Annotated in this window: 21 protein-coding genes; 5 read left to right on the top strand and 16 right to left on the bottom strand. The window is 68.7% G+C overall.

The window, feature by feature from the left end:
- Positions 1-33: 33 nt before the first annotated feature.
- The 4 genes from ABD858_RS21045 (at position 34) to ABD858_RS21030 (ending at position 3,567) form a co-directional block, all read left to right on the top strand.
- Positions 34-1,029 (top strand): GNAT family N-acetyltransferase, encoded by a 996-nt coding sequence (locus ABD858_RS21045; protein WP_345039882.1) that lies wholly within the window; start codon positions 34-36, stop codon positions 1,027-1,029.
- Between the two features lie 17 nt (positions 1,030-1,046).
- Positions 1,047-1,895 (top strand): transglutaminase family protein, encoded by an 849-nt coding sequence (locus ABD858_RS21040; RefSeq protein WP_345039880.1) that lies wholly within the window; start codon positions 1,047-1,049, stop codon positions 1,893-1,895.
- A 155-nt stretch (positions 1,896-2,050) separates the two neighbouring features.
- Positions 2,051-2,800, top strand: coding sequence for a hypothetical protein (locus tag ABD858_RS21035; protein ID WP_345039878.1), 750 nt, complete (start codon positions 2,051-2,053; stop codon positions 2,798-2,800).
- Between the two features lie 125 nt (positions 2,801-2,925).
- Positions 2,926-3,567, top strand: a complete 642-nt coding sequence (locus tag ABD858_RS21030; RefSeq protein WP_345039877.1) for a hypothetical protein — start codon at positions 2,926-2,928, stop codon at positions 3,565-3,567.
- On the opposite strand, the gene ABD858_RS21025 is transcribed toward ABD858_RS21030, so the two are convergent.
- From ABD858_RS21025 to ABD858_RS21000, 6 genes are all read right to left on the bottom strand, one after another.
- Positions 3,564-3,830 carry a hypothetical protein gene (locus ABD858_RS21025; protein ID WP_345039874.1) on the bottom strand — a complete coding sequence of 89 codons (267 nt, stop codon included), beginning with the start codon at positions 3,828-3,830 and terminating at the stop codon, positions 3,564-3,566. The two genes, ABD858_RS21030 and ABD858_RS21025, sit on opposite strands and share 4 nt — an antisense overlap.
- A gap of 74 nt (positions 3,831-3,904) precedes the next feature.
- A complete protein-coding gene (gene ltrA, locus ABD858_RS21020) occupies positions 3,905-5,197 on the bottom strand; it encodes a group II intron reverse transcriptase/maturase (protein ID WP_345035340.1) in 1,293 nt (430 codons plus the stop codon).
- A 606-nt stretch (positions 5,198-5,803) separates the two neighbouring features.
- On the bottom strand, positions 5,804-7,747 hold the full coding sequence (locus ABD858_RS21015; RefSeq protein WP_345039872.1) for a peptidoglycan binding domain-containing protein: 1,944 nt from the start codon (positions 7,745-7,747) through the stop codon (positions 5,804-5,806).
- Positions 7,748-7,863: 116 nt separating this feature from the next.
- Positions 7,864-8,232 carry a DUF6113 family protein gene (locus ABD858_RS21010; protein WP_345039870.1) on the bottom strand — a complete coding sequence of 123 codons (369 nt, stop codon included), beginning with the start codon at positions 8,230-8,232 and terminating at the stop codon, positions 7,864-7,866.
- Positions 8,229-9,116: an N-acetyl-1-D-myo-inositol-2-amino-2-deoxy-alpha-D-glucopyranoside deacetylase gene (gene mshB, locus ABD858_RS21005; RefSeq protein ID WP_345039868.1), complete on the bottom strand. Its 888-nt coding sequence runs from the start codon at positions 9,114-9,116 to the stop codon at positions 8,229-8,231. The genes ABD858_RS21010 and mshB overlap by 4 nt, the downstream gene beginning before the upstream one ends.
- Before the next feature lie 24 nt (positions 9,117-9,140).
- Positions 9,141-9,335 (bottom strand): hypothetical protein, encoded by a 195-nt coding sequence (locus tag ABD858_RS21000; protein WP_345039865.1) that lies wholly within the window; start codon positions 9,333-9,335, stop codon positions 9,141-9,143.
- 248 nt (positions 9,336-9,583) lie between these two features.
- Here ABD858_RS21000 and ABD858_RS20995 point away from each other — a divergent pair, with 248 nt between their 5' ends.
- On the top strand, positions 9,584-11,722 hold the full coding sequence (locus ABD858_RS20995; RefSeq protein ID WP_345039863.1) for a S9 family peptidase: 2,139 nt from the start codon (positions 9,584-9,586) through the stop codon (positions 11,720-11,722).
- A gap of 118 nt (positions 11,723-11,840) precedes the next feature.
- Here ABD858_RS20995 and ABD858_RS20990 read toward each other — a convergent pair whose 3' ends face one another.
- The 10 genes from ABD858_RS20990 to ABD858_RS20945 all read right to left on the bottom strand — a co-directional run bounded on the left by ABD858_RS20990 (position 11,841) and on the right by ABD858_RS20945 (position 23,933).
- Positions 11,841-12,971, bottom strand: coding sequence for an ABC transporter ATP-binding protein (locus tag ABD858_RS20990; RefSeq protein ID WP_345039861.1), 1,131 nt, complete (start codon positions 12,969-12,971; stop codon positions 11,841-11,843).
- On the bottom strand, positions 12,964-13,938 hold the full coding sequence (locus ABD858_RS20985) for an ABC transporter ATP-binding protein (RefSeq protein WP_345039859.1): 975 nt from the start codon (positions 13,936-13,938) through the stop codon (positions 12,964-12,966). Before ABD858_RS20985 ends, ABD858_RS20990 begins: the two co-directional genes overlap by 8 nt.
- 13 nt (positions 13,939-13,951) lie before the next feature.
- Positions 13,952-14,956, bottom strand: coding sequence for an ABC transporter permease (locus ABD858_RS20980; protein ID WP_345039856.1), 1,005 nt, complete (start codon positions 14,954-14,956; stop codon positions 13,952-13,954).
- The gene (locus ABD858_RS20975; RefSeq protein ID WP_345039854.1) at positions 14,949-15,872 is read right to left on the bottom strand and encodes an ABC transporter permease; all 924 of its coding nucleotides are present in this window, start codon (positions 15,870-15,872) and stop codon (positions 14,949-14,951) included. Before ABD858_RS20975 ends, ABD858_RS20980 begins: the two co-directional genes overlap by 8 nt.
- Positions 15,873-15,896: 24 nt before the next feature.
- Complete coding sequence (locus ABD858_RS20970; protein WP_345039851.1) at positions 15,897-17,519, bottom strand: peptide ABC transporter substrate-binding protein; 1,623 nt, start codon at positions 17,517-17,519, stop codon at positions 15,897-15,899.
- A 95-nt stretch (positions 17,520-17,614) separates the two neighbouring features.
- Positions 17,615-18,550: a GNAT family N-acetyltransferase gene (locus ABD858_RS20965; RefSeq protein WP_345039849.1), complete on the bottom strand. Its 936-nt coding sequence runs from the start codon at positions 18,548-18,550 to the stop codon at positions 17,615-17,617.
- A 115-nt stretch (positions 18,551-18,665) separates the two neighbouring features.
- The gene (locus ABD858_RS20960) at positions 18,666-19,964 is read right to left on the bottom strand and encodes an ABC transporter ATP-binding protein (protein ID WP_345039846.1); all 1,299 of its coding nucleotides are present in this window, start codon (positions 19,962-19,964) and stop codon (positions 18,666-18,668) included.
- Positions 19,965-19,978: 14 nt separating this feature from the next.
- On the bottom strand, positions 19,979-21,040 hold the full coding sequence (locus ABD858_RS20955; RefSeq protein WP_345039843.1) for an ABC transporter ATP-binding protein: 1,062 nt from the start codon (positions 21,038-21,040) through the stop codon (positions 19,979-19,981).
- A gap of 10 nt (positions 21,041-21,050) precedes the next feature.
- Positions 21,051-22,028 (bottom strand): ABC transporter permease, encoded by a 978-nt coding sequence (locus tag ABD858_RS20950; RefSeq protein WP_345039841.1) that lies wholly within the window; start codon positions 22,026-22,028, stop codon positions 21,051-21,053.
- Positions 22,029-22,133: 105 nt separating this feature from the next.
- Positions 22,134-23,933 (bottom strand): ABC transporter substrate-binding protein, encoded by a 1,800-nt coding sequence (locus ABD858_RS20945; RefSeq protein WP_345039839.1) that lies wholly within the window; start codon positions 23,931-23,933, stop codon positions 22,134-22,136.
- Positions 23,934-23,962: the final 29 nt, after the last annotated feature.

The raw sequence follows: 23,962 nt of genomic DNA, 5'->3' as shown, positions 1-23,962 counted from the left end.
GGCACGATCCGAACAGCAGGGGAGAAGAGAGCCGTGGAATTCACTGCCGGCGGAATGCCGGAAGTCCGGATCACACCTGCTGAAGTGGGCAAACGTGTATCAGTGCGACGCCTGAGCGGCGCCGGAGCCGGCCCGGAGAAGTTCACCGACACGGTCGGCGTCCTCACATCGTGGGACTCCGGTGTGCTGTTGATCACAAAAAAGGACGGCGAGACCGTCCGCATTCCGGAATCGTCCCTGGTCGCCGGGAAGGTCGTGCCCGCCGCCCCGGCTCGCCGCAGGGGGCCCGCCGCCACGTTCGAGGAACTCGCCCGGGTCACCGCCCGGGCCTGGCAGCCCGCGGAGAGCACGCACCTCGGCGACTGGGAGCTGCGCGCCTCGGCCGGATTCACCCGGCGCGCCAACTCCGTACTCCCCCTCGGCGACCCCGGCCTGCCGCTCGACGAGGCACTGCGGCTCGTACAGCGCTGGTACGCGGAACACGACCTTCCCGCGTACATCCAGACCGCCACCGGCGCCGAAGGCACCCAGGAGGCGCTCTGCGCGGAGCTGGAGCGGCTCGGCTGGCACCGCGAGGTCAGCGCGGACGTACGGATCGCCGCCCTCGCCCCGATCGCCGACCAGGACGCGGACGTGAGCCGGGTGACGCTGTCCCGGTCCGTGGACGACGCCTGGCTGCGGCGCTACCAGCGTTTCGGTGTGCCGGGCGAGCAGGTGCTGAAGGTCCTGACCGGCGGCCCATCGGTGTGGTTCGCCTCCGTGGCCGGGCCCGGTGACGTCCCTGCCGCCATCGGCCGTTGCGTGGTCGACGGCCGCTGGGCGGGCTTCATGACCGTCGAGGTCGACCCCGAGCAGCGCCGCCAGGGCCTCGCCACCGCCGTGATGGTGGCCCTGGCCCGGCAGGCCCTGGAGGAGGGCGCCTCGGCCGCCTGGCTCCAGGTCGAGAGCGACAACGACGGTGCCCGGGCGCTGTACGACGGCATGGGGTTCGCCACGCACCACAGCTACCACCACTTCCGATCTTTCTGAGCGGGTACGACGGACATATGGAACAGCAGGAGCCGCATCCCACCCCCTGGCGGCGCCGCTTCGCCGAGGAGGCCCGTTCCGGGCGTCCCGACCTGGCCACGCTGTGCCTGCTGATGGGCGCGGAGGCGGACCCGTCCTTCACCGAGGCCGACCTGGACGAGGCCCAGATCGAGATCGACCGCCTCTCCGGCCTGCTCCCCTTCGATCTGCACCGCCTGCACAGTTCCCGGGCCTGGGCGCTGGCCCTCGAAAACCTCCTCGGCACCCGCTTCGGCTATCACGGCTCGCCCTCCGACTACCAGCGCCTGGAGTCCTCCCTCCTGCACCGGGTGCTCCGGCGCCGCCGCGGCCTGCCGATCCTGCTCTCGGTGATCTGGATCGAGGTCGCCCGCCGCGCCGGTGCCCCCGTCTACGGCGTCGCCCTCCCCGGCCACTTCGTGGTCGGCTTCGGCCCGCACGGCGACCAGGTCCTGGTCGACCCGTTCAACGGCGGACGCCTGCTCACGAGCCAGGACGCGGAGCTGCTCGTCGCCGGCGCGACGGGGCAGGCCCTGCACCCGACGATGCTGTTCCCGGCCGATCCGCTGGAGATCGTGGCGCGCACCCTGAACAACATCCGCGCCTGGGCCGCGGCCCGCCCGGAACGCACGGACGTCGCCCTCTGGGCCGTGGAACTCTCTCTGCTGCTCCCCTCCCACCCGGCCCGCCTGCGCTACGAGCACGCCCAACTCCTCATACAGCGCGGAGACTTCCTCGAGGGCGCCGCCGAAATGGACATGTACGCCGACGCGGTGGCCGCGGTCGAGCCGACGACGGCTGAATCGGTACGCCACCGGGCGCGCGCGGCACGGGCGATGCTGAACTGACGCTCGCGGCCGGGCAGGCGTGACGTGCGCGGGTGCGTCCTCGGCGGCCGGGACCGGTCACGCCGCCGTCACGCTTACGTCACGCCCGGAACCTCAGACTGGTTCCGTTTCCGCTGGGCTGAAGCGCCCATTCCTGCCCAGGAAGGGGAAGAAGGATGAACCGGAAGCGTCGTCTCGCGCTCATCACCCCACTCGTCGCCTCCTCGGTGGCGCTCGCCCCGGCCGTCGCGGCTGCCCAGGGATCGGCCGAAGAGGTGCCGGGCTCCGCCTCCGCTCTCCCCACCGCGAAGTGCGCGCTGGTGCTCGGCACATCCGCCGAGAACGAGCCGGCCACGTACGACCTGAAGCTTTCCGGATTCAACAGCGGCCAGAGAGTGACCATCACCAGCAGCTCCGGCAGGGAAGACGTCAGGGTGAGGTCGAACGGAAAGTACACATCGGAGGACGTGGACTACGGCGACTACTCCGTCAAGGGGAGGAACCTGAGCATCACGTGCTCCAAGGTGCCCGAGAAGGCGCCCGAGAAGGCGCCGCCCAAGAAGGAAGAAAAGCCGAGCGAGGCGGGCGGACCTGTAGAGGTCACGGACGTCAATGTGGCATTGACTCCCGGCACCCCGGACAAAGTCGACTGCTCCAAGACGAACACCGTCGCCGTCGACGGCAGCGTCATAGGGACAGGCAAGGGAAAGGTTCCGCTTCTCTGGACCCTGCCCAACGAGAAGAAGTCCCCGTCGAGCGTCGAATTCACAGGTGGGGCAACGCAGACCATCACGGTGACCAAGGTGGTGTCGGTTCCCCCGCGGGCGACTCCGACGGACACCAGCGTGTCCTTCGCGGCCGTGCTTGACGCGCCCAAGAACGACGCCAGCTCCGGAAAGGTCACCATAAAGATCAATTGCCAGTAGGGCAGTTGATCCAGGAGGCCCTTGGGTCAAGGCTCCCCGCCGCGATCGGCCGGGAGCCATCCGGACGACGAAGACGTGATGAGGAGCCGGACACCGAGAGGTACCGGCCCCCCGAAGGGACAACCATGTCACGCAATCGCATGCCGCGCCTCGCCGCGCTCGGTGCGGCACCGCTCCTCGCCATGCTCACGATCTCGCCCGCTGTCGCAGCGGAAGGTCTGAACGCACGGGAATCACTTCCCACCGCGGAAACGAAGACCGCGGCCGCCCCGAGCATTTGTCACGGCCTGAGCCAGCCCGCGGATGCCTACCACAGAGGATGCCGCGAGGGGTTTCTGCAGGGATCGACCGCCGGCAACAGAGACGGCACTCCGCCGATCTGCCGGAAGACATTGCCTCCGTTGGCTCCGGTCAACCCCAATGATTTCGAACGCGGCAAGATACAGGGCTACAAGTACGGCTACGACCAGGCGTACCAGAAGGCGTACACGAAGAACTGCGCCACAGAACCGGAACAGCCCCCGCAGCAGCAGCCCCCGCAGCAGACACAGCAGACCTACGAGAGCATGTTCAACGCCGGAAAGGAATCGGGCACCAGGCTGGGCCTCGAGGACGGCAAGAAATGCCTGCGGACCAACGCGAATCTGACGCCTCCGGCAAAACCTGATGTGCTCATCACCGCTTTCCAGAACGGATACCGCGTCGGCTACGACACCGCGTACGACGAGGCTTTCCGTCAGAACTGCCAGGGCAAGCAGAATCCCTAGGATCGGTTCCCGGCGGGGCGGTTCGTCCCCCAGCGGCCGGGGCCGACGGGCCAGGTGCCGGGCGAGCCCGGGCAGGCGACCGGTGGGAGGGCGTGGCGGAGGCGGCCGTAGGGGGAATCGGTCTCGGTGAGCCAGCGGCCGGGCTCGTACGGTTCGCCGTCGGCGGAGGCAGGGGCCGGCCGGATGCCGTGCATGAGCCAGTCGGCGGTGCCCGCGAGGGAGAAGCGCAGACGGCGGCCACCGGCGTGGTCATGGCCCGGCAATCGAGTAGGAGGGACGGGTCGCCCGTCCCTCCTCTCACACCACCGGACATGCGGGCCACGCATCCGGCGGTTCATCAAGCTGATCTCAACCGTTGCCAGGTCGGCTTGAGCATGCGCAGGCCGAGGTCGTCCCAGTGAGAGTTGGGCATCGCCCGCTGAAGGACAGCCGATCCCGCGATCCGCCAGTAACCCTTGCCGCTGCCCGCCCATTCGCGGGCCTTCCACTCGGCGATGCCGAGCTCGCGGAGGTTCCTGAACCGGGCCTTGGGGAGCTTCCATTCCTTCCAGCGGATCTGCCGCATCCTGCGGCGGAACCACTCGTCCAGCTCCCTGAACACCTTCGGGGTGTCCGCTAGCTGGAAGTAGCCCATCCATCCGGTGGTGAAGCGGTTGATCTTCGCGATGCGTTCATCCATCGCGATGCTCCACCGGCGCGAGGTCAACTCCCGCAGCCGGTCCTTCAGGCGCTTGACCGCCTTCGGATCGACCCGGATCCTGACCCCGGCCCGGGTGAAGTAGAAGCCGAACCCCAGCAGCACCGCCGAGCGGGCGTGGCCCACCTTCGACTTCTCCCGGTTGACCATCAGTTTCAGCCGCTGCTCGACCACGGCCGTGACCGAGGCGAGCACCCTTCTGGCGGCTCGTTCGCTCCGCACGAAGACGCGCACGTCGTCGGCGTAGCGCACGAACCGGTGACCGCGCCTGAACAGTTCCCGGTCCAGGTCGTCGAGCATGATGTTCGACAGCACCGGCGACAGCGGGGACCCCTGCGGGGTCCCCTCTTCGCTCGGCATCTTGATGCCGTCCACCATGATCCCGGCTTCCAAATACCTGCGGACCAGTCTCAAGACCCTGCGGTCAGCGACCTTGCGCGCGACCCGCGCCATCAGGACGTCATGCTGGACCCGGTCGAAGAACCGGTCCAGATCAAGGTCCACGACCCACCGGTAGCCGTCCTCGATCGCCCGCCGCGCGACCCGGACCGCCTGATGGGCGGACCGGCCGGGACGGAATCCGAAGGACGACCCCGAGAACTGCGGGTCGAAGATGGGCACGAGTACTTGCGCGATGGCCTGCTGGATCAAGCGGTCCAGCACCCGCGGCACCCCCAGCATCCGCTCGCCGCCACCAGGCTTCGGGATGATCACCTGACGGACCGGCGCCGGCCGGTAGATGCCCGCGTCGAGTTCGGCCCTCACTTCAGGCCAGTGCACTGCGATCCACGGCCGCAACTCAGCCGTAGTCATGCCATCCACTCCGGGTGCACCCCGGTTCACTTCGACGCGGTTGAGCGCCGCGAGCAGGTTCTCCCTGGAGAGCATCCGCTCCCACAGCGAGGACTCCCGCTCCCGGTGAACGTCCTCCATGGAGTGCGCCGACCGGCCACTACGCTCCGCCGGGACACTTCCGGAATGCACCGGTCCCTCCCCGGTCGGCACCGCCGAAGCGGACTTGCCGCGGTCCATGTGACCAGCACGAGCAACCACCACATCACCCGTTCCACTCGATGTTCGGCCCTTCCCAGCCCACCACCAGGCGACGGCCATCCCGGCTGGTACTACGGCCTCTGCTGACTTCTGCCCGGTCAGAGTCGGCCTCCCGGCCCACTCCGTCGGCGCGGCGACACCTCAGCACAACCGACACCCGAACAGATCTCCCCAGGTAAGAACGATCACTGTCCCTGGATCTCCGCCGCGTTTACGCACTGGCCTTCTTGGCAGTGACGGGCTTCGCCTTGCCATGCAGGCTCACCCGACCAGCACGCCTCATACACGGTTCGTGTTCCTCGGTACCCAGGTCTCGCCTCGGGCTTCCTCCAGACCCCACCTCACGGTGACGCCCTTGCCTCCGGCTCGGGGTTAGCACCACCTCTTCCCCCAGGGGACTTTCACCCCCAAGCAATCGCCCATGCTGGGCGCACACGGCGAAGCCCCCGCCGGGGCGGGGGCTTCGGACGGCGGGGTGGGCCCGCGTCAGCTCGGGTTGAGCTCGATGACCTCGGTCCGCTCGGCCGGGGTCTTGCCGAGCAGCGCCTTCTGCATGGCGTGGGCCACGTCGTCCGCGGAGAGCGGGTGCTGCTGCCCGTCGCCCTTGGTGATCGTGATGCCGTCGAAGACGCCGTCCAGCAGTTCGGTGATGGCCTGCTTGTCGTAGACCTCGACGAGCTTGCCGTCGATCGGCTTCATGGAGAGGATCTTCGGCAGCGAGCGCGCCGGGCCGAACTGGATCTGTTTGCCGCCCGCCTTGATCGTGATCAGGCCGGACATGGCCGGCTTGGCGAAGGAGTTCATCGCCCGGTCCAGCTCGGCCTGGTCGATGGCCGGCTGCCGGGTGGTGACGGGCAGGTCGACGGTGTCCGCGCTGCCCGTCTCGACCTGGGTGCGGTAAGCGTCCCGTACCGAGATCATCGACTTGCCGACGTCCAGCGTCTTGCCGGCCTTGCCGGGGACGGCGACCGCCTTGCCCGGCAGGAACTTGATGGTGCCCTCGGTGGCCGTGCCGGAGGTGCCCGCGAGGTCGCCGAGCGCGACGCTCAGCTTCTCCTCGTCGACGGGGATGACGGGCTGCGCGACGCGCTCGCCGCCGAAGAGCGAGCCGATCACGGAGACCGGGTTGTAGTCGGGGCCCGCGGCGGCGCGTACCGTCGCCTGGCTGTCCAGGGTCAGGCCGGCCTGCTCCGGCTTGAGCTCGGCCTTCTTGCCGTCCACGTTCAGCTGGATGGGCGCGGTCGCGCGGTCGCCGAAGGCGGAGTCCAGCTTGCTGACGGCCTCCTCCTTGGTGCCGCCGCCGATGTCGACGCCGAGCACGGTGGTGCCCTTCGGCACCTCGGAGTGGTTGAGCAGCAGCCCGGCGGCGTAGGCGACGCCGACCAGGCCGACCACGCCGGCGCCGGCGAGGACCAGCTTGGAGCGGCCCTTCTTGGCGGGCGCCTCGGAGGCGGCGGCCGGCGCGGGGGCCGGGGAGGTGTGGTCGGGGGCGTCCTGCAGCCTCGGGGTGAGGTTCGGGCCGGGCGGGAACGGCGCGCGTTGATCGGCCGGCACCGGGGGGATGCCGCTGGTCAGCGTGTCGCCGGAGACATTGCCGCCCGCCGGGCCCGCGGGGGCGGGCTTCTGCGGGGTCAGGATGGCCGTGTCGTCGGACATCGGGCCCATCGGGGACGTCTCGGCGGTAGCGCCGGGACGGCCGGTGGCACCGCCCGCGGGCCACATCGACGCGTTGCCGGTGACCGGACCGGACGTCGGTCCGGCGGGCCCGCCCGCGGCGGGGAAGGCCGGGGCGCCGGGGCCGCCGCGGTACGGGGAGGCCGGCGCACCGACACCGCCCGGACCCTTGGCGCCCGCGCCGGCACCACGCATGGGCAGAGGTGCCCGGCCGCCGGGGCCCAGCACACGGGGACCAGCGGCGCCACCCGCAGCAGCGTCAACGCCCGGAGCACCCGCCGTGCCGTCGGAGGCGCCGGCCGCACCGCCGCCGCCAGGACCCAGCGCACGCGGGCCGCCCGCGCCCGCGGCGGGAGCGGCACCGGAGGCTCCGGCGTCCGGGCCCGTCGGCTTGCGCGGGGCGAACCAGTCACTGGTCTTCGTCTCCCCGGGCTTGGGCTCCGCGGCCGTCTCCGTCGCGGCCGGCCGCTGATGGGCGTCCGTACGCTCGGCGGCGGCCTCGCCCCCCGCCGGGGCGTTCGCGGCGTCGGCCTGGTCGGCCTCGGCCACCGGCTTGCGCATGACGACCGGCGGGATGGGGCGCGATCCGGGGATGTTGATGCGGATGCGGGTCGTCAGCGTGGTTTCGGTCCTGGGCTCGTCGGGCACGGAAGCGGTGTCGTCCCCCCTGGTTCCGTACGGCGGGGTACCCGAGGGGTACACGGCTCCGCCGCGGCCCTGCGGGCCGGAGGACGAGGTGTCAGTTTCACGACTCAAGGCAGGTTTCTCCCGGTTGGCTCCGCGGCCCGCGCTTTCTTCGTGTACGTGGTGCGGGCGGCTCGGCGGCGCGCACCACGATACTGGCCGTCACGGACGCGTATGCGGCGAGTCCGTCACTTGCCAAGTCGGGCGGAATCCTCGCCCGGTTGCGGCACCTGCGGCATCGTGGCACAGATCACGGCCACGACCATCCCGCCCAGCAGATAGACATACGACCCGATTCCGGCGCCGAAGACGAAGTCGCCCTCCGGCCGGGAGGAGGTCAGCAGCATGACGGCGATGAGCCAGCCGGCGGCCGGGGCGGCCGCCCCGATCCGGGTGCCGGTGAGCTGCGTACCGGCGTGGAAGAGGGCGCCCGCGCCGAGCAGGGCCAGCACCAATCCGCCCGGGAACCAGGCTGCTTGGACGAGTGCGCCCGCGGCGCCGACCAGCACGCCGAGCACACCGAAGACCATGTACGCGGCCGCGCGGGCCGCGCTCATGATGCCACTCCGGCGAAGAGGCCGTGCTCTCGCTCGCCGGCCGCGGCGCCGGATTCGCCGTGCGCCAGTTCGTAGTACTCGGTTGTGAAGATCGGCTGACCGAGCTGGTTGGAGAGTGTGAAGAAGGGGCCTTTCACCACGATCTGCGTGGCGTGCGCGCGCATCGCGGCCGCCTTCGCGGCGGCGTACGCGGTGGCGTCGACCTCCGTGGTGACCGTCACATCGTCGACGACGCCCGGAACGTCCGATACATCCGCGATGCCGGGGAAGTCCGCCCCCGAGGCGCGCAGCCGGGCGAAGCCCTCCTCGACGGCCGAGCGCGGCACGCGGTTCCAGTAGATCTTGGGGACGGCGTACGGATCGCCGAGGTCACGGCGGAAGGCGGGCTCCGCGGCCAGCTCGGCGGCGCGCAGGGCGACGCGGTGCGCCTGGATGTGATCGGGGTGCCCGTAGCTGCCCTGCGGGTCGTACGTGATCACGACCTGGGGGCGTACGGAACGGATCACCTCGACAAGGTGTGCCGCGGCCTCGTCCACATCCGCGTTCCAGAAGGCGTTCTCGCGATGGTTCTGCGGAGCGCCCATCATTCCCGAGTCGCGGTACCGGCCGGCGCCGCCGAGGAAGCGGTGATCGGTGACTCCGAGCTCCCGCATCGCTGCTGCCAGCTCCTCGATGCGGTGGGCACCGAGGCGGTCCTCCTTGTCGGCGGTCAGGTGGACCAGCTCGGGCGGGATCACCTCGCCCTCTTCACCGAGGGTGCACGTCACCAGGGTGACCTGGGCGCCCTCGGCCGCGTACTTGGCCATGGTGGCGCCGTTGTTGATCGACTCGTCGTCCGGGTGCGCGTGCACCAGGAGCAGCCGACGGGCGGGAAGATCCTTCATACCCGACAGCCTAGAACGACAGCCTCAGAACTTGAGGCCGCCGATCATCCCTGCCACGTTCGTGGTGAGTTCGCTGATCGTGGGTGCGATGGACGAGCTGGCAAGGTAAAAGCCGAGCAGCATGCAGACCGCCGCGTGTCCGGCTTTGAGCCCGGCTTTCCTGACCAGCAGGAAGACGACGATCGCCAGCAGCACCACCGCCGAAATCGAGAGTGCCACGGCGGTTCACCTCCAGGAGTACGGTCGGAAAACAGATATTCGGACAGTCAGCACGCACAATCCAGCAGGTTCATACCCACCTACCGCTACGGATCATAACTATCCGTGCGAACGCATTGATCGGTGCACGGCAGCACAAGGGGCGCACAGACGCACGGACTTCGGGTTACGACGAACACCGGCGGAGCCGCACACCGGATGCCGCAACGGCGGCCACGGGCCGTCGTCGGGGCGCTAGGTTCGGTCGTATGACCTCGGAACACCTTCCCTTCCCGCGCCAGTCCGCCAGGACCCAGCGTTTCACCCTGGGTGCGCCACGTTCGTTCGCCGTCTCACCGGACGGGGCGAGGGTGGCCTTTCTCCGTTCCTCCTCCGGCACGGACCGTGCCAACCGGCTGTGGGTGCTCCACCTCGACGAGGGCGGGCAGGGCGCCGTGGAGCGCATGGCCGCCGATCCGGCAGCCCTGCTGGGAGGCAGAGAGGAGAAGCTGTCCGCCGAGGAGCGCGCCCGGCGGGAGCGCAGCCGCGAGGGCTCGGCCGGGATCGTCTCGTACGCGGTGGACCGAGCGGTCGAGCTGGCGGCGTTCTCGCTGTCGGGGAGGCTGTTCGCAGTGGAGCTGCGCGCCGGTACCACCCGCGAACTGAACGTTCCCGGACCGGTGCTGGACCCCCGGCCGTCGCCGGACGGGCGGCATGTGGCATATGTGACCCGGGGTGCGCTGCGGGTCGTGGGCTCGGAGGGCGCGGACGACCGGGCGCTCGCGGAGCCGGAGGACGAGCACACGGCGTACGGGGTTGCCGAGTTCATCGCGGCCGAGGAGATGAGCCGCTCGCGCGGCTACTGGTGGTCGCCGGATTCGGACCGGCTGCTGGTGGCACGTACGGACGACCGTGAGATCGGCCAGTGGTGGATCGCCGATCCGGCCAACCCCGAGAACGAGCCACAGCGGCAGGCCTATCCGGCGGCGGGCGGCGCCAACGCGGACGTCCGGCTGTACTTCATGGGTCTCGACGGGGAGCACACCGAGGTCGTCTGGGACCGTGAGCGGTATCCGTATCTGGCCCGTGTGCACTGGTCGCAAGGAGGTGCTCCACTGCTGCTGGTGCAGGCCAGGGACCAGCGCACCCAGCTGCACCTCGCGGTGGACACCGTCACCGGTACGACCCGTATGGTGCACGTGGACGAGGACCCGGCGTGGCTGGAACTGTTCGCCGGAGTGCCCGCCTGGGCCCCGCACGGGCGACTGGTACGGATCGCCGACGAGGGCGGCGCACGCGTCCTCACGGTCGGGGACCGGGCGCTGACCGGACCGCAGCTGCACGTGCGGGCGGTGCTCGACATCGGGGACGACGACGTACTGATCTCTGCGTCGGCCGGCGACGGGGCGGAGGCGCCGGAGGTCGGCGAGATCCATGTCTACCGGGTCGACGAACTGGGCGTGGAGCGGATCTCGGACGGCGTCGGGGTCCACTCCGCGGTACGCGGCGGCGCACTGACCGTGCTGGCGTCGACGTCCCCGGAGCGCAGCGGCACGGCCGTCCGGGTCCTGCGGGACGGCAAGGCAGTGGCGGCGATCGCCAACCATGCGGAGACGCCGGTGCTGACGGCCCGGGTGCGGTTCACCGAGGCCGGCGCGCGGCGGATCCCGTGCGCCGTGCTGCTGCCGACCGGCCACCGCGAGGAGGACGCTCTGCTTCCGGTTCTGCTGGATCCGTACGGAGGCCCGCACGGCCAGCGGGTGCTCGCCTCGCAGAACGCGCATCTCACCTCGCAGTGGTTCGCCGACCAGGGGTTCGCGGTGGTCGTCGCCGACGGGCGCGGCACCCCGGGCCGCTCCCCCGCCTGGGAGAAGGCGATCAGGGACGACTTCCCGCTGACCCTCGACGACCAGATCGAGGCGCTGCACGGACTGGCCGAGCAGGGCCTTCCGCTGGACCTGGGCCGGGTGGCGATCCGCGGCTGGTCGTACGGCGGCTATCTGTCGGCCCTCGCGGTGCTGCGCCGCCCCGATGTCTTCCACGCGGCGGTCGCCGGAGCCCCGGTCACCGACATGCGGCTGTACGACACCCACTACACCGAGCGCTATCTCGGCGACCCGCACGAGGCGCCCGAGGTGTACGCGGCCAACTCGCTGGTGACCGACGAGGGACTGTCGCGGCCGGCCGAGCAGACCCGGCCGCTGATGATCATCCACGGTCTCGCGGACGACAATGTGGTGATGGCCCACACCCTGCGGCTCTCGTCCGCGCTGCTGGCCGCGGGACGCCCGCACGAGGTGCTGCCGCTGTCCGGGGTGACGCACATGACACCGCAGGAACAGGTGGCCGAAAACCTGCTGCTGCTCCAGGTGGACTTCCTCAAGCGGTCGCTGGGGATGGAGGGATAGACCCACAACCGGCCGGGGGGCCTCGCACCCCGGCCGGTCGACGGCATCCGCACGGCCGTACGCCGACCGGCACGGCGGGTTCACGTATCGGAAGCACTTCAGCCACGTTGCCTGCGCATCAAAGAAACTGACGCATATTCGGCCCGCCGCCCGAATGTCCCCCCTGGGACGGCTCCCCGGAGCTCGGTGGCGGCTCGCTCTCCCCCGGCACCACCTGCTTCTCCTCGGCGAAATGGCAGGCGGACGGATGGTGCGCGGGCCCCTCCGCGAGCTGGAACTCGGCCGGGACGTCCAGCGGCGGCACCTCCAGCTCGCACCGCGGCTGCGCCTTCCAGCAGCGCGTACGGAAGCGGCAGCCGGACGGCGGGTTCGCCGGCGACGGGACGTCACCGGCGAGCATGATCCTCCCCCTGGCTTCGCCGGGGGGACCCCCACGGCGTTCCCGCGCCGCGGGGTCGGGCACCGGCACCGCCGACAGCAGCGCCTGGGTGTACGGGTGCGTGGGATGGTCGTAGATCTCGGTCTCGGTGCCGGTCTCCACCACCCGCCCCAGGTACATCACGCCCACCCGGTCGGCAATGTGCCGCACGATCGACAGGTCGTGGGCGATGAACACATAGCTCAGCTTGAACTCGTCCTGGAGCTTCTCCATCAGGTTGACGACCTGTGCCTGGATGGAGACGTCCAGGGCGGACACCGGCTCGTCGGCCACGATGATCTCGGGCCGGAGCGCCAGGCCGCGCGCGATGCCGATGCGCTGGCGCTGACCGCCGGAGAACTGGTGCGGATAGCGGTTGATGTAATCCGGGTCGAGGCCGACGACGTCCAGCAGCTCCTGCACCCTGCGGCGCCGGTCGCCCTTCGGCGCCACCTCGGGATGGATCTCGTACGGCTCGCCGATGATGTCGCCGACCGTCATCCGGGGGTTGAGCGAGGTGTACGGGTCCTGGAACACCATCTGGATGTTCCTGCGCACCGCCTTCAGGGCCTTGGCGGACAGTTGGGTGAGGTCCTCGCCCCTGTAGGTGATACGGCCGGAGGTGGGCTTCTCCAGGCTCACCAGCAGTCGGGCGAGCGTGGACTTGCCGCAGCCGGACTCGCCCACGATGCCCAGCGTCTCCCCGGCCGCCAGGTCGAGGTCGACCCCGTCGACCGCCTTGACCGCGCCGACCTGTTTCTTGAAAAGGATGCCCCGGGTGAGCGGATAGTGCTTGACCAGGCCGCGGACCTGCAGGATCGGCTCAGCCATGGAGGCACTCCCGCCAGAAGAAGCAGGCGCTCTCGCGTCCCTCGGCCACCTCGAAGAGCGGCGGTACGTCGGTCCGGCACACGTCCTGGGCCAGCGGGCAGCGGGGGTGGAAGGCACAACCGGGCGGGATGTTCATCAGGTTCGGCGGCAGGCCCTTGATCGCGTACAGCTCCTGGCCCTTCCGGTCCAGCCGCGGGATCGATTCGAGCAGGCCCTTGGTGTACGGATGGGCGGGCGCCTTGTAGATCTCATGGACCGGGGCGGTCTCCACGACCCGTCCCGCGTACATCACGACGATCCTGTCGGCGACATCGGCGACCACACCCAGGTCGTGGGTGATCAGGATCAGCCCCATGCCGAGCTCCCGCCGGAGCTCCGCCAGCAGGTCCATGACCTGTGCCTGGACGGTCACGTCCAGGGCGGTCGTCGGCTCGTCGGCGATGATCAGCGCGGGTTCCAGGGCCAGCGCCATGGCGATCATGATGCGCTGACGCATACCGCCGGAGAACTGGTGCGGATACTGCCCGACACGCTCCTTCGCCGCCGGGATCCGCACCCTGTCCATCAGTTCGATCGCTTTGGCCCTGGCGTCCTTCCTGGACATGCCCCGGTGCACCACGAACATCTCGCCGAGCTGGTCGCCGACCGACAGCACGGGATTGAGCGCCGACAGCGCGTCCTGAAAGATCATCGCCATTCCGGCGCCGCGGATCTTCCGCCGCTCCTCCTCCTTCATCAGCAGCAGATCACGGCCCTTGAAGAGGACCTGGCCGCCGGTGATCCGGCCGGGCGGCATGTCGAGGATGCCCATGACCGCCTGCGCGGTGACGGACTTGCCGGAGCCCGACTCCCCGAGCACCGCCAGGGTCTCGCCCTCGTCCACCGAGTAGCTGACCCCGTTGACCGCCTTGGCGATTCCGTCCCTGGTACGGAATTCGACGTGCAGATCGCGCACTTCGAGCAGCATCCGGAGTGCCTCCTCAGCGCAGCTTGGGGTCGAGGGCGTCGCGCACCGCGTCGCCGAGCATGATGAACGCCAGCACCGTGACCGCCAGCGCTCCGGCCGGCCAGAGCAGCATGTGCGGGGCGTTGCGGATGTACGCGGAGGCTGCGGAGATGTCGATGCCCCAGGAGACGGTGGGCGGTTTCAGGCCCACACCGAGGTACGAGAGCGTGGCCTCCAGCGCGATGTACGTACCGAGCGCGATGGTCGCCACGACGATCACCGGGGCGACGGCGTTGGGTGCGATGTGCCGTAGCAGCAACCGGGAGTTGGAGGCGCCGAGCGCCCGCGCCGCCTGGACGTAGTCGTTCTGTTTTGCGGTGATGACCGAGCCGCGGGCGATCCGGGCGACCTGCGGCCAGCCCAGCAGCACCATGAAGCCGATCACCGGCCAGACGGTTGAGTTGGTCACCACGGACAGGAAGACCAGACCGCCGAGGACCACCGGGATGCCGAAGAAGACGTCGGTGATCCGGGACAGGACGGCGTCCGACCCCCCGCCGAAGAATCCGGCGAGTCCGCCGAGCGCGGAGCCGAGCAGCGCGACCCCGAGGGTGGCGCACACACCCACGGTCACCGAGGTCCGCGCTCCGTAGACGGTACGGGTGTAGACATCGCAGCCCTGGCCGTCGAAACCGAAGGGATGGCCGGGCTGGGGGCCCTCCTGGGCCTTGGACAGATCGCAGTCGAGCGGGCTGCCACTGGTGATCGCCGAGGGCCAGATCGCGATGAACACCAGAAAGACGATCACCAGTCCGGAGACGATGAAGACCGGATTGCGGCACAGGTCGTGCCAGGCGTCCGACCACAGGCTGCGCGGCTTCCGCTCGGGCCCGGTGCCCTCGGGTCCGCCCGGAACCCGTCCGCCGGAGGCGGCTGATGGATACGGTTCCAGGGTCCGGCCCTCGTCCATCGCGAGATCCATCGCGCCTCCCTGTCCCGTCGGTGCGATGACGTTGTCGGGGTGCTGAGCCTCAGACATACCGGATCCTCGGGTCGAGTACGGCGTACAGAAGGTCGACCACCAGATTCGCCAGCAGGAAGATCAGCACCAGCACCGTCACGAAGCCGACCACCGTCTGGGTGTTCTGGCGCAGGATGCCCTGGTAGAGCTGGTAGCCGACGCCGTGGATGTTGAAGATCCGCTCGGTGACGATCGCGCCGCCCATCAGGAATCCCACGTCCGTGCCGATGAAGGTGACGACCGGGATCAGCGAGTTGCGCAGCAGATGACGGGTGGTCACCCGGCGCCGGGGCAGGCCCTTGGCGATGGCAGTGCGCACATAGTCGGCGCGGCGGTTCTCGGCAATGGAGGTCCTGGTCAGCCGGGTGACATAGGCCAGAGACACGGAGGCGAGCACGAGCCCAGGGACGATCAGCTCGTCGACCGGTGCCTCGGGGGACACGGCCGGTTTGATGACGCCCCACTTCACGCCGAGCAGCAGCTGGAGCAGCAGCCCGATGACGAAGGTCGGGATCGAGATGACCACGAGCGTCAGCAGCAGCACGCCGGTGTCGACCGGACGGCCGCGGCGCAGTCCGGTGACCACACCCAGGGCGATGCCGATGACGATCTCGAAGACGATGGCGACGAGCGTCAGCCGGAAGGTGACCGGGAAGGCTGTGGACATCAGCTCGGTGACCGGCTGCCCGTTGAAGGCCGTGCCGAAGTCACCGGTGAAGAGATTGCCCATGTAGGTCACGTATTGCTGCCATGTGGGCTTGTCGAGGCCGAACTCCTTGCGCAGCTGGGCGACGGTCGCGGGATCGCACTGCTTCTCGCCGCAGAGGCCCGCGATGGGGTCGCCCATCACATTCACCATAAGGAAGATCAGCAGCGTGGTGCCGAAGAAGACCGGGATCATCTGCAGCAGACGCCGGATCACATAATGTCCCATCGCGGGCTCCGGAGGTCGCGGGCGTCACTTCACCTTGATCTGGTTGTAGACGGGCACGCTGAACGGGTTCAGCTCCACATGGGTGATCCGGGCGGAGTAGCCGGCGCTGCCGTTCTGGTACCAGAGCGGGATGGCGGCCATCTGGTCGCGTACGACCTTCTCGGCCTCCTGGAACGTCCGCACCGCCTTGGCCTTGTCGGTCTCGGCGTTGGCCTGGTCGACGAGCCTGTCGAACTCCTTGTCGGACCACTTGCCGTCATTGGAGGAGGCGTTGGTGTAGTAGAGCGGCTGCAGGAAGTTCTGGATCAGCGGATAGTCCATCTGCCAGCCGGCCCGGAACGGTCCGGGCATCTTGTGCCGGCTGATCTGGTTGCGGAAGTCCGCGAAGGTGCCGATCGGATTGCCGACGCAGGCCTGCTCATCGCCGAGGGCGTTGTTGATGCTGTTGCAAACCGCATCGACCCACTCCCGGTGGGAGCCGGTGTCGGCGTTGTAGGAGATCTTCAGCTGACCGCCGGGGATCCCGCCGCCCTCGGTGATCAGCTTCTTGGCCTTCACCGGGTCGTAGGTACAGGCCTCACCGCACAGCCCCTTCTTGAAGCCGCCGGCCACGCCGAGCACCGGAGAGGTCCAGTCACCGGCCGGAATGCGGGTGTGCCGGAAGATCGTCTTGGTGATCTGGTCACGGTTGATCGCCATGGACAGGCCGGTGCGGACCTTCTCGACGCCGGGCTTGTTCCACTTCGGGTCGTAGAAGGGGAAGGCCAGCGTCTGGATGATGCCGGCCGGGGTGTTGATGTAGCGGCCGCCGAGGTCGGCCTCGACGTACTTGAGCTGGGAGGCGGGGATGTCGTTGACCAGGTCGAGGTTGCCGGCCGTGAGGTCGGTGTATGCGGTGTTGCTGTCCGTGTAGACCCTGAGGTCGATGCCGTCGTTCCGGGCCTTGTCCTCCCCCGGGTAGGCGTCCCACTTGCGCAGGGACATCTGGAAGCCCCTGGTGTACGAGTTCACGACGTAGGGACCGTTGCCGATGGGCTTGGCCAGCCAGGCCTTGTGGTTGTCGAAGAACGCCCTGGGCAGCGGGGCGAAGGCGGCATAGCCCAGGGTGTCGGGCCAGCTCGAGAACTTCTGGCTGAGCTTGACCGTGAAGGTGTGCTCGCCGGTGACCTTCAGTCCGCTCAGGGTCTCGGCGGTCGGCCGGCCGGACTCGGGGTGGACCTGGTCGTATCCCTCGATCTGGCTGAAGAAGGGCGCGTTCCTCTGATTGTTCTTCAGTTGTGCGCCGTAGTTCCAGGCGTCCACGAAGGACCGCGCGGTGACCTTCTCGCCGTTGGAGAAGGTCCATCGGGGCTTGACCGTGATGGCGAATTCGCTCGCGTCCTTGGACTCGATCTTCTCGGCGAGCATGTTCTGCGCCTTGCCGGTTGCCGGGTCGTACCGTTTGAGACCGCGGAAGATCATGTCCAGGACCGTGCCACCCTGCACCTCGTTGGTGTTCGCGGGTTCGAGCGGATTCTGCGGGTCGCCCCAGGAGGCGCTCACCACCCCGGGACTGGTGCCACCGCCGGCACCGCCGCCGCAGGCCGTCGCCGCGAGGGCGACGGCCACCGCGCATACGGCCCATCTGGCGTGCGTGGCTCGGCGCATGGAGTGCCTCCTTGGGTCCCGCGTATTGCTCAGGACCCAAATATCACCCTATGCACGTTTTGAAGCATTTTCATGGCGTCTGATGGCGCTGCCCGTCACCCGGTCGCGGGCAGGGTCACCTCCCAGGCGTCGATGGCGTAGAGCCGGCTCATGCCGTGCGCCTCGTACAGCCGCAGAGCACCGGTGCTGTTCCGGGTGTCGACGCCGAGCCCGATGGCGTCCCGGCCGCGCGCGGCGAACGTACCGAAGGCGTGCCGCAGCAGATAGCCGCCGAGACCCTTGCCCCGTGCCTCCTTCCGTACGCCGATGTTGCGCACCCAGCCCCTGGCCTCCTGATCGTCCCGGGACAGCAGGACTGCCACATCGCCCGACCCGGCCAGGGAGGCGATCCAGACCAGCGACCAGTCGAGGCCGGCCCCGTCCAGGTCGTCGAGCCACTGCTGGTAGCTGCGCGGCAGATGCCCGAAGTGATCGGCGAAGGTCTCCTCGAGCAACTCATGGGCGCGCCGCCGGTCGGCCTCCTCCCGGCAGTCCCGCAGGGTCACCCCGGCGGGCGGCTCGGGCACCGGATCGGCCTGCGGCGACAGCGACCGGGTCATGACGTGATACCTGCGCACGGTCCGCCAGCCGCGGCCGGTGAGCATCGCGGTGTCCGTGGTGGGCTGGATATGGAGGTTGAGATGGACGACCGCACGGTCGGCGCCGTTCTCCCCGGCCTTCTCGGCGGCCCTGGCCTCCATCAGCTCCAGCAGGTGAAGGGCGGCTGCGTGCCGGCCGGGCAGTGCATAGTGGTCGATGTCGATGCGCTCGGCCCCCGAGTCGTCCCAGAGCCGCCCGTAGGCAACGAGCCGGCCGCCCTCGGAGACGAGCCAGGAGTTGCGGACGAGATCCGCCTCGGGGTGCTTCAGCTCGCCCTCGACCCTGTGCAGATCGGTCTCGGCCCGGCCGATCTCGGCGAGGTCGACGGCATTGAGCAGCTCGCAGATGGCGGGCGCGTCCCCGAGGGCCGCCGGCCGGACGGTGAGAGGCATGACTGCCACTCTGGGCGTCTCACCGTCCCGCCGCAACAACATTGCGCAGCGCGCCGGACGGCACAAGGCCCGGGCGCGAGGTCGTCCTCGCGCCCGGGCCCCGGAGCAGTGTGCGTCACGCGTCCTTCGAGGTGCCCTTCGACGCCTCGCCGACAGCGTCCTCGGCGGACGCCTCAGTGGATTCCTCGGCGGACTCCTCAGCAGCGTCCTCGGTGGTCTCCTCGGCGGACTCCTCCGCCGCGTCAGCAGCGGCGTCCTCCGACGCCTCCTCGGCCACGTCCTCCGAGGCCTCCTCGGCGGCCTCCTCCAGGGCCTCCTCGAGCGCGGCCAGGGCCGGGTCCAGGACGACGGCCTCCTCGCGGGCCTCGGTGGTGGGGTCCTCCGGGAAGTGGCAGGCCGTCAGGTGGCCCGGCTCGCTGCCCGCCAGCTGGACCAGCGGCGGCTCCTCCGTCGCGCACTTGTCCTGCGCCTTCCAGCAACGGGTGCGGAAGCGGCAGCCGGACGGGGGCGAGATCGGGGAGGGGACGTCGCCCTCGAGGCGGATCCGCTCCTTGTCCGACGCGTCGACGTCCACCTCCGGCACGGCCGAGAGCAGGGCGTGCGTGTAGGGGTGGCGGGGCCTGTTGTACAGCGACTCGCGGTCCGCGACCTCGACGACCTTGCCCAGGTACATGACGGCCACGCGCTGCGAGAAGTGCCGTACGACGGCCAGGTCGTGGGCGATGAAGACGAACGCGATGCCCATCTCCTCCTGCACCTTCTGCAGGAGGTTCACCACCTGGGCCTGGATCGACACGTCCAGCGCGGAGACCGGCTCGTCGGCGACGATCAGCTTGGGCTGCAGCGCCAGGGCGCGCGCCACACCGATGCGCTGCCGCTGACCGCCGGAGAACTCGTGCGGGAAGCGGTTGTAGTGCTCCGGGTTGAGGCCCACGACCTCCAGCAGCTCCCGCACCTTGGCCTCACGGCCGCCGGGCGGGTTGATGCCGTTGACCTCCATCGGGCTCTTGATGATGGTGCCGACGGTCTGCCGCGGGTTCAGCGACGAGTACGGGTCCTGGAAGATCATCTGGATCTCGGACCGTATGGGCGCCAGCTGCCTGCGGCCGGCCTTGGTGATGTCCTGACCCGCGTACGTGATCTTGCCGCTGGTGGCATCCATCAGCTTCGTGATCAGACGGCCGGTCGTGGACTTGCCACAGCCTGACTCGCCGACGAGGCCGAGGCTCTCACCCGGGTACACGGACAGGTCGATCCCGTCCACTGCCTTGACGGCGCCGACCTGGCGCTTGAAGGGGAAGCCGCCGTAGATCGGGAAATGCTTGGTCAGGCCCTCGACGGTGAGCAGGGGCTCGCCCCGGCCGTCGGCCTTCTCGGACGAACCCTGCTTCGGCAGAGTGACGTTCTCGCTCATGTCTCTGCGTCTCCCTAGCCCAGCCGGGGCTTGATCTGATCGATGAAGATGGTCTGCTTCTGCTCCGCGGTCAGGTGGCAGGCAGCAGCGCGTCCGTCGGCCAGCAGCGGCCGCTCGGTGGAGCACAGCGAGCCGCCGACCGTGTCGGTGAAGCCGCAGCGCGGGTGGAAGCGGCAGCCGGCGGGCGGAGTGAGCAGGCTGGGCGGAGAGCCGGGGATCGGCATGAGCGCCTCGTTGACGTCACCGCCGAGGTGCGGCATCGAGCTCAGCAGACCCCAGGTGTACGGGTGCTGCGGCTCCTTGATCACCTCACGGACGCTGCCGCGCTCCACTGCCCGGCCCGCGTACATCACCAGCAGGTCGTCGGCCATGTGGGAGATGACGCCCAGGTCGTGGGTGATGAAGATGATCGCCGACCCGAACTCCTGCTGGAGGTCCTTGAGCAGGTCGAGGATCTGGGCCTGCACGGTCACGTCGAGCGCGGTCGTCGGCTCGTCGGCGATCAGCAGGTCGGGGTCGCACATCAGCGCCATGGCGATCATCGCGCGCTGGCGCATACCACCGGAGAACTGGTGCGGGTAGTCGTTGAAGCGCGTCTGGGGCTGCGGGATGCCGACCTTGGTGAGCATCTCGATGGCCCGGCCCTTCGCCTCCTTCTTGGAGGCGCCGGTGTGCTTCATGAACGGCTCGGAAAGCTGCCTGCCCACCGTGTAGTAGGGCGAGAGCGCGGTCAGCGGGTCCTGGAAGATCATCGCGACCTTGTTGCCGCGGAGCTTCTCCATCTCCTTCTCGGAGGCGCTGAGCAGCTCCTGGCCGTCCAGGTTGATCTCGCCGTCGATGGTGGTGGTCTTCTTGCTGTGCAGACCGAGGATCGTCAGGTTGGTGACGGACTTGCCGGAGCCCGACTCGCCCACGATGCCCAGTGTCTTGCCGCGCTCGACGTCGAAGGAAAGGCCGTCGACCGCCTTGACGATGCCGTCCTCGGTGGAGAACTGCACCCGCAGGTCGCGGACCGAGAGGAAGGCCCCGGGCCCGGTCGGGGCCGGAGTGTCTTCGGTCTTGGTCAGTGTGGTCACGGTCGTTCTCCTAGGCGAGGCGCACGCGCGGGTCGATGTAGGCGTAGGCGAGGTCCACGATGATGTTCAGGATCAGGATGAAGAAGGCTCCGAACAGCATCACGCCCATCGTCTGCGGCAGGTCCTTGGTCAGCGACGAGTCCACCGCGAGACGGCCGATACCGGCCAGGTCGAAGGTCATTTCGGTGACCACCGCGCCGCCGAGGAGCGCGGAGAGGTCCATACCGATGATGGTGACGATCGGGATGAGCGAACCACGCCAGGCGTAGCGGAAGAAGACGTACCGCTGCTTCATGCCCTTGGCCCGCGCGGTGCGGACATGCTCCTCCTGGAGCTGCTCGATCATGGTGGAGCGGGCCATACGCGTGTACTGGGCGGTGAAGATCGTCGCCATGACGACCCAGGGGATCAGCAGACCGAGGAACCAGCCCACCGGGTCTTGCGTGAACGGAACGTACTTGGGGTTGTCCATCCAGCCCGTGCTGTAGACCAGGGCGCCGAGAACGATCGGACCGAGGAAGTAGATCTGGAACGAGCTGAGCACCATCGAGGCGCCACTGACGGCCTTGTCGACCGGGGTACCGCGCTTCCATGCGGCGAGCAGACCCGTGGCGAGGCCGACCACCAGGAAGATGACCAGACCGCCGATGGTCAGCGACAGCGTCAGCGGGAAGCGGTCCATGATGGAGTCCCAGACGAACTCGCCACTGGAGAAGGAGACTCCGAGACACGGGGCGGAGCAGTGCCCGACCGGGAAGTCGCGGCCGGCCACGATACCGACCATGAACTCCCAGAACTGTGCGGTGATCGGCTTGTCGAGTCCGAGGTTCTCCCGGATGACAGCGATGTTCTGCGGCGTGCAGGTTTTGCCGCAGGCGAGCTCGGCGAAGTCCTGGGGAATTGTGTAGAACAGGAAGAACGTGAAGGCGCCGATCAGGAACATGATGACCACGGCGCCGGTCAACCTGCGGATGAGAAACTGAAGCATGGCGGGCAGCTGCTCTCTTCGGAAGCGGCGGGGGGTGGAGGGTCAGGTCCGTGGGGGTGCGCTCCGCCTGGCGCGCACCCCCACGGGATCAGCCGTGATGTGTGGTTACGGCTGGATCAGGTACAGGTTGTTGATGTCGATGTAGCTCGACTCAGTGCTGTACTTGACGCCACCGACGTTCGAGCCGGACAGCTGGATCTGCTTGGAGTAGTACACCGGAGCAGCCGGGTTGATCTCCTCCACGATGCGGTGGTGAGCCTCTTCCCACTTCTTGGCCGCGGCCTGGGGCTCCAGGGTCAGCGCCTCCTTGATGAGAGCGTTGACCTGCGGGTCGTTGATGTGGGAGTAGTTCGAGGCGCCGTCGGACACCAGGGTGCCGTCGTAGACCGGGGTCACGACCGTGGACTGCGAGGGCCAGTCCTGGCCCCAGCCGGTCATGTACATGTCGTACGGGTTGTCGACCTTGCCGATCTGCTCGTAGTAGCTGGCGCGGTCCTTCTCCTGGGCCTGGACGTCGAAGCCGATCTTCTTCAGCGCGTCCTTGACGATGACCATCTGCTTCTGGCCACGCGGGGTGTTGGAGTAGGCGTAGGTGAGCTTGGTGCCCTCCTTGACGCCCGCCTCCTTCAGCAGCTGCTTGGCCTTCTCGATGTCACCGTTGGGCTTCTTCAGCTTGCCGAACGGGTCGTAGTTCGGGTCGAAGCCCGGCAGGGTCGGGGCGAACAGACCACCGGCCAGCTCACCGCCGTACTTGCCACCGTCGGCCGCGATCATGGACTGGTTCGGGAGCGCGTAGGTGATCGCGTCGCGGACCTTCTTGTCCTTCATCCGGTCCAGGTTGAAGGTCAGCTGCCACACGTAGGGCTGGTAGCCCTTGACGGTGCGCTTGTTGACCGCCGGGTCGCTGATGACGGACTGCATCTGGGCCGGGTCGACCGAGTCCGTGAACTGGATGGCGTTCTTGGCCTCACCCTGGTCGGCGATCAGACGCTTGGTCTGGCTGGGCGCGTCGATCGTCGTGGTGAAGTCGTATCCGTCGACGTACTGGTGGCGCACCACGTCCGTCTTCGGGTCCCAGTTGGTGTTCTTCACCAGCTTGATGGACTTGCCCGGCTTGTACTCGGCGATCTTGTACGGGCCGAGGGCCTTGGGCGCCTTGTCGTACTTCTCCTTCGTGTCCTGCTTCGCGGGCACGATGGAGTAGCCGGCCATGGCCAGGGCCTGCGGCAGGTCCGGGCGCGGCTGGTTGAAGTGGAAGACGACCGTCTTGGCGTCCGGGGTCGCCAGGACGGTGTCCGGCAGGTGCTTGCCCTTGTACGGACCGTCCGGCAGCGCCTTGCGGTAGTCGTCGCCGGAGAGCCAGGTCTGGATGTACGACGGGCCGTCGAAGATGACCTTCGAGTACTGACGCTCGATGGTGTGGCGGACGTCGGCGGACGTGATGGCGTTGCCGTCCTGGTCCTTGATGCCGTCCTTGAGGGTGAACGTCCAGGTCTTGCCGCCGTCGGAGGACTTGCCGGAGTCGGTGGCGATGTCACCGACGACCGTCAGGTTGCCCTTGGCGTCCTCCTGGAAGTTGGTCAGACCGCGGTGGATCAGGTTCGAGAACTGACCCGCGTCGGAGACGTAGATCTGACCCGGGTCCATGTGGCTCAGGTCCGACTGCGTGTAGACGTTGATGACGCCACCGGGCTTGGCACCCGGGACCTCCGCGGCCGGACCGGTGGAGGCAGCGGTGTCACCGTAGACGACGGGCTTGGACTGAGCGGCCGCGTCCGTCTTGGACTTGGACTCGTCCTTGGTGTTCTTGCTGCCGCCGTCCTTGGAACAGCCGGTGAGCGCCAGGGAGCCGGCCGCGAGAGCGACGACTATGGCTCGCGCGTGGCGCGAACGGATGGACTTCATGATGCTCGTGCACCTACCTGTCGGTTGAT

Source organism: Streptomyces sannanensis, assembly GCF_039536205.1.
Classification (GTDB): Bacteria; Actinomycetota; Actinomycetes; order Streptomycetales; family Streptomycetaceae; genus Streptomyces; species Streptomyces sannanensis.
Note: the sequence above shows the minus strand (reverse complement) of the source record. Positions and strands in the feature narration are given on the sequence as shown.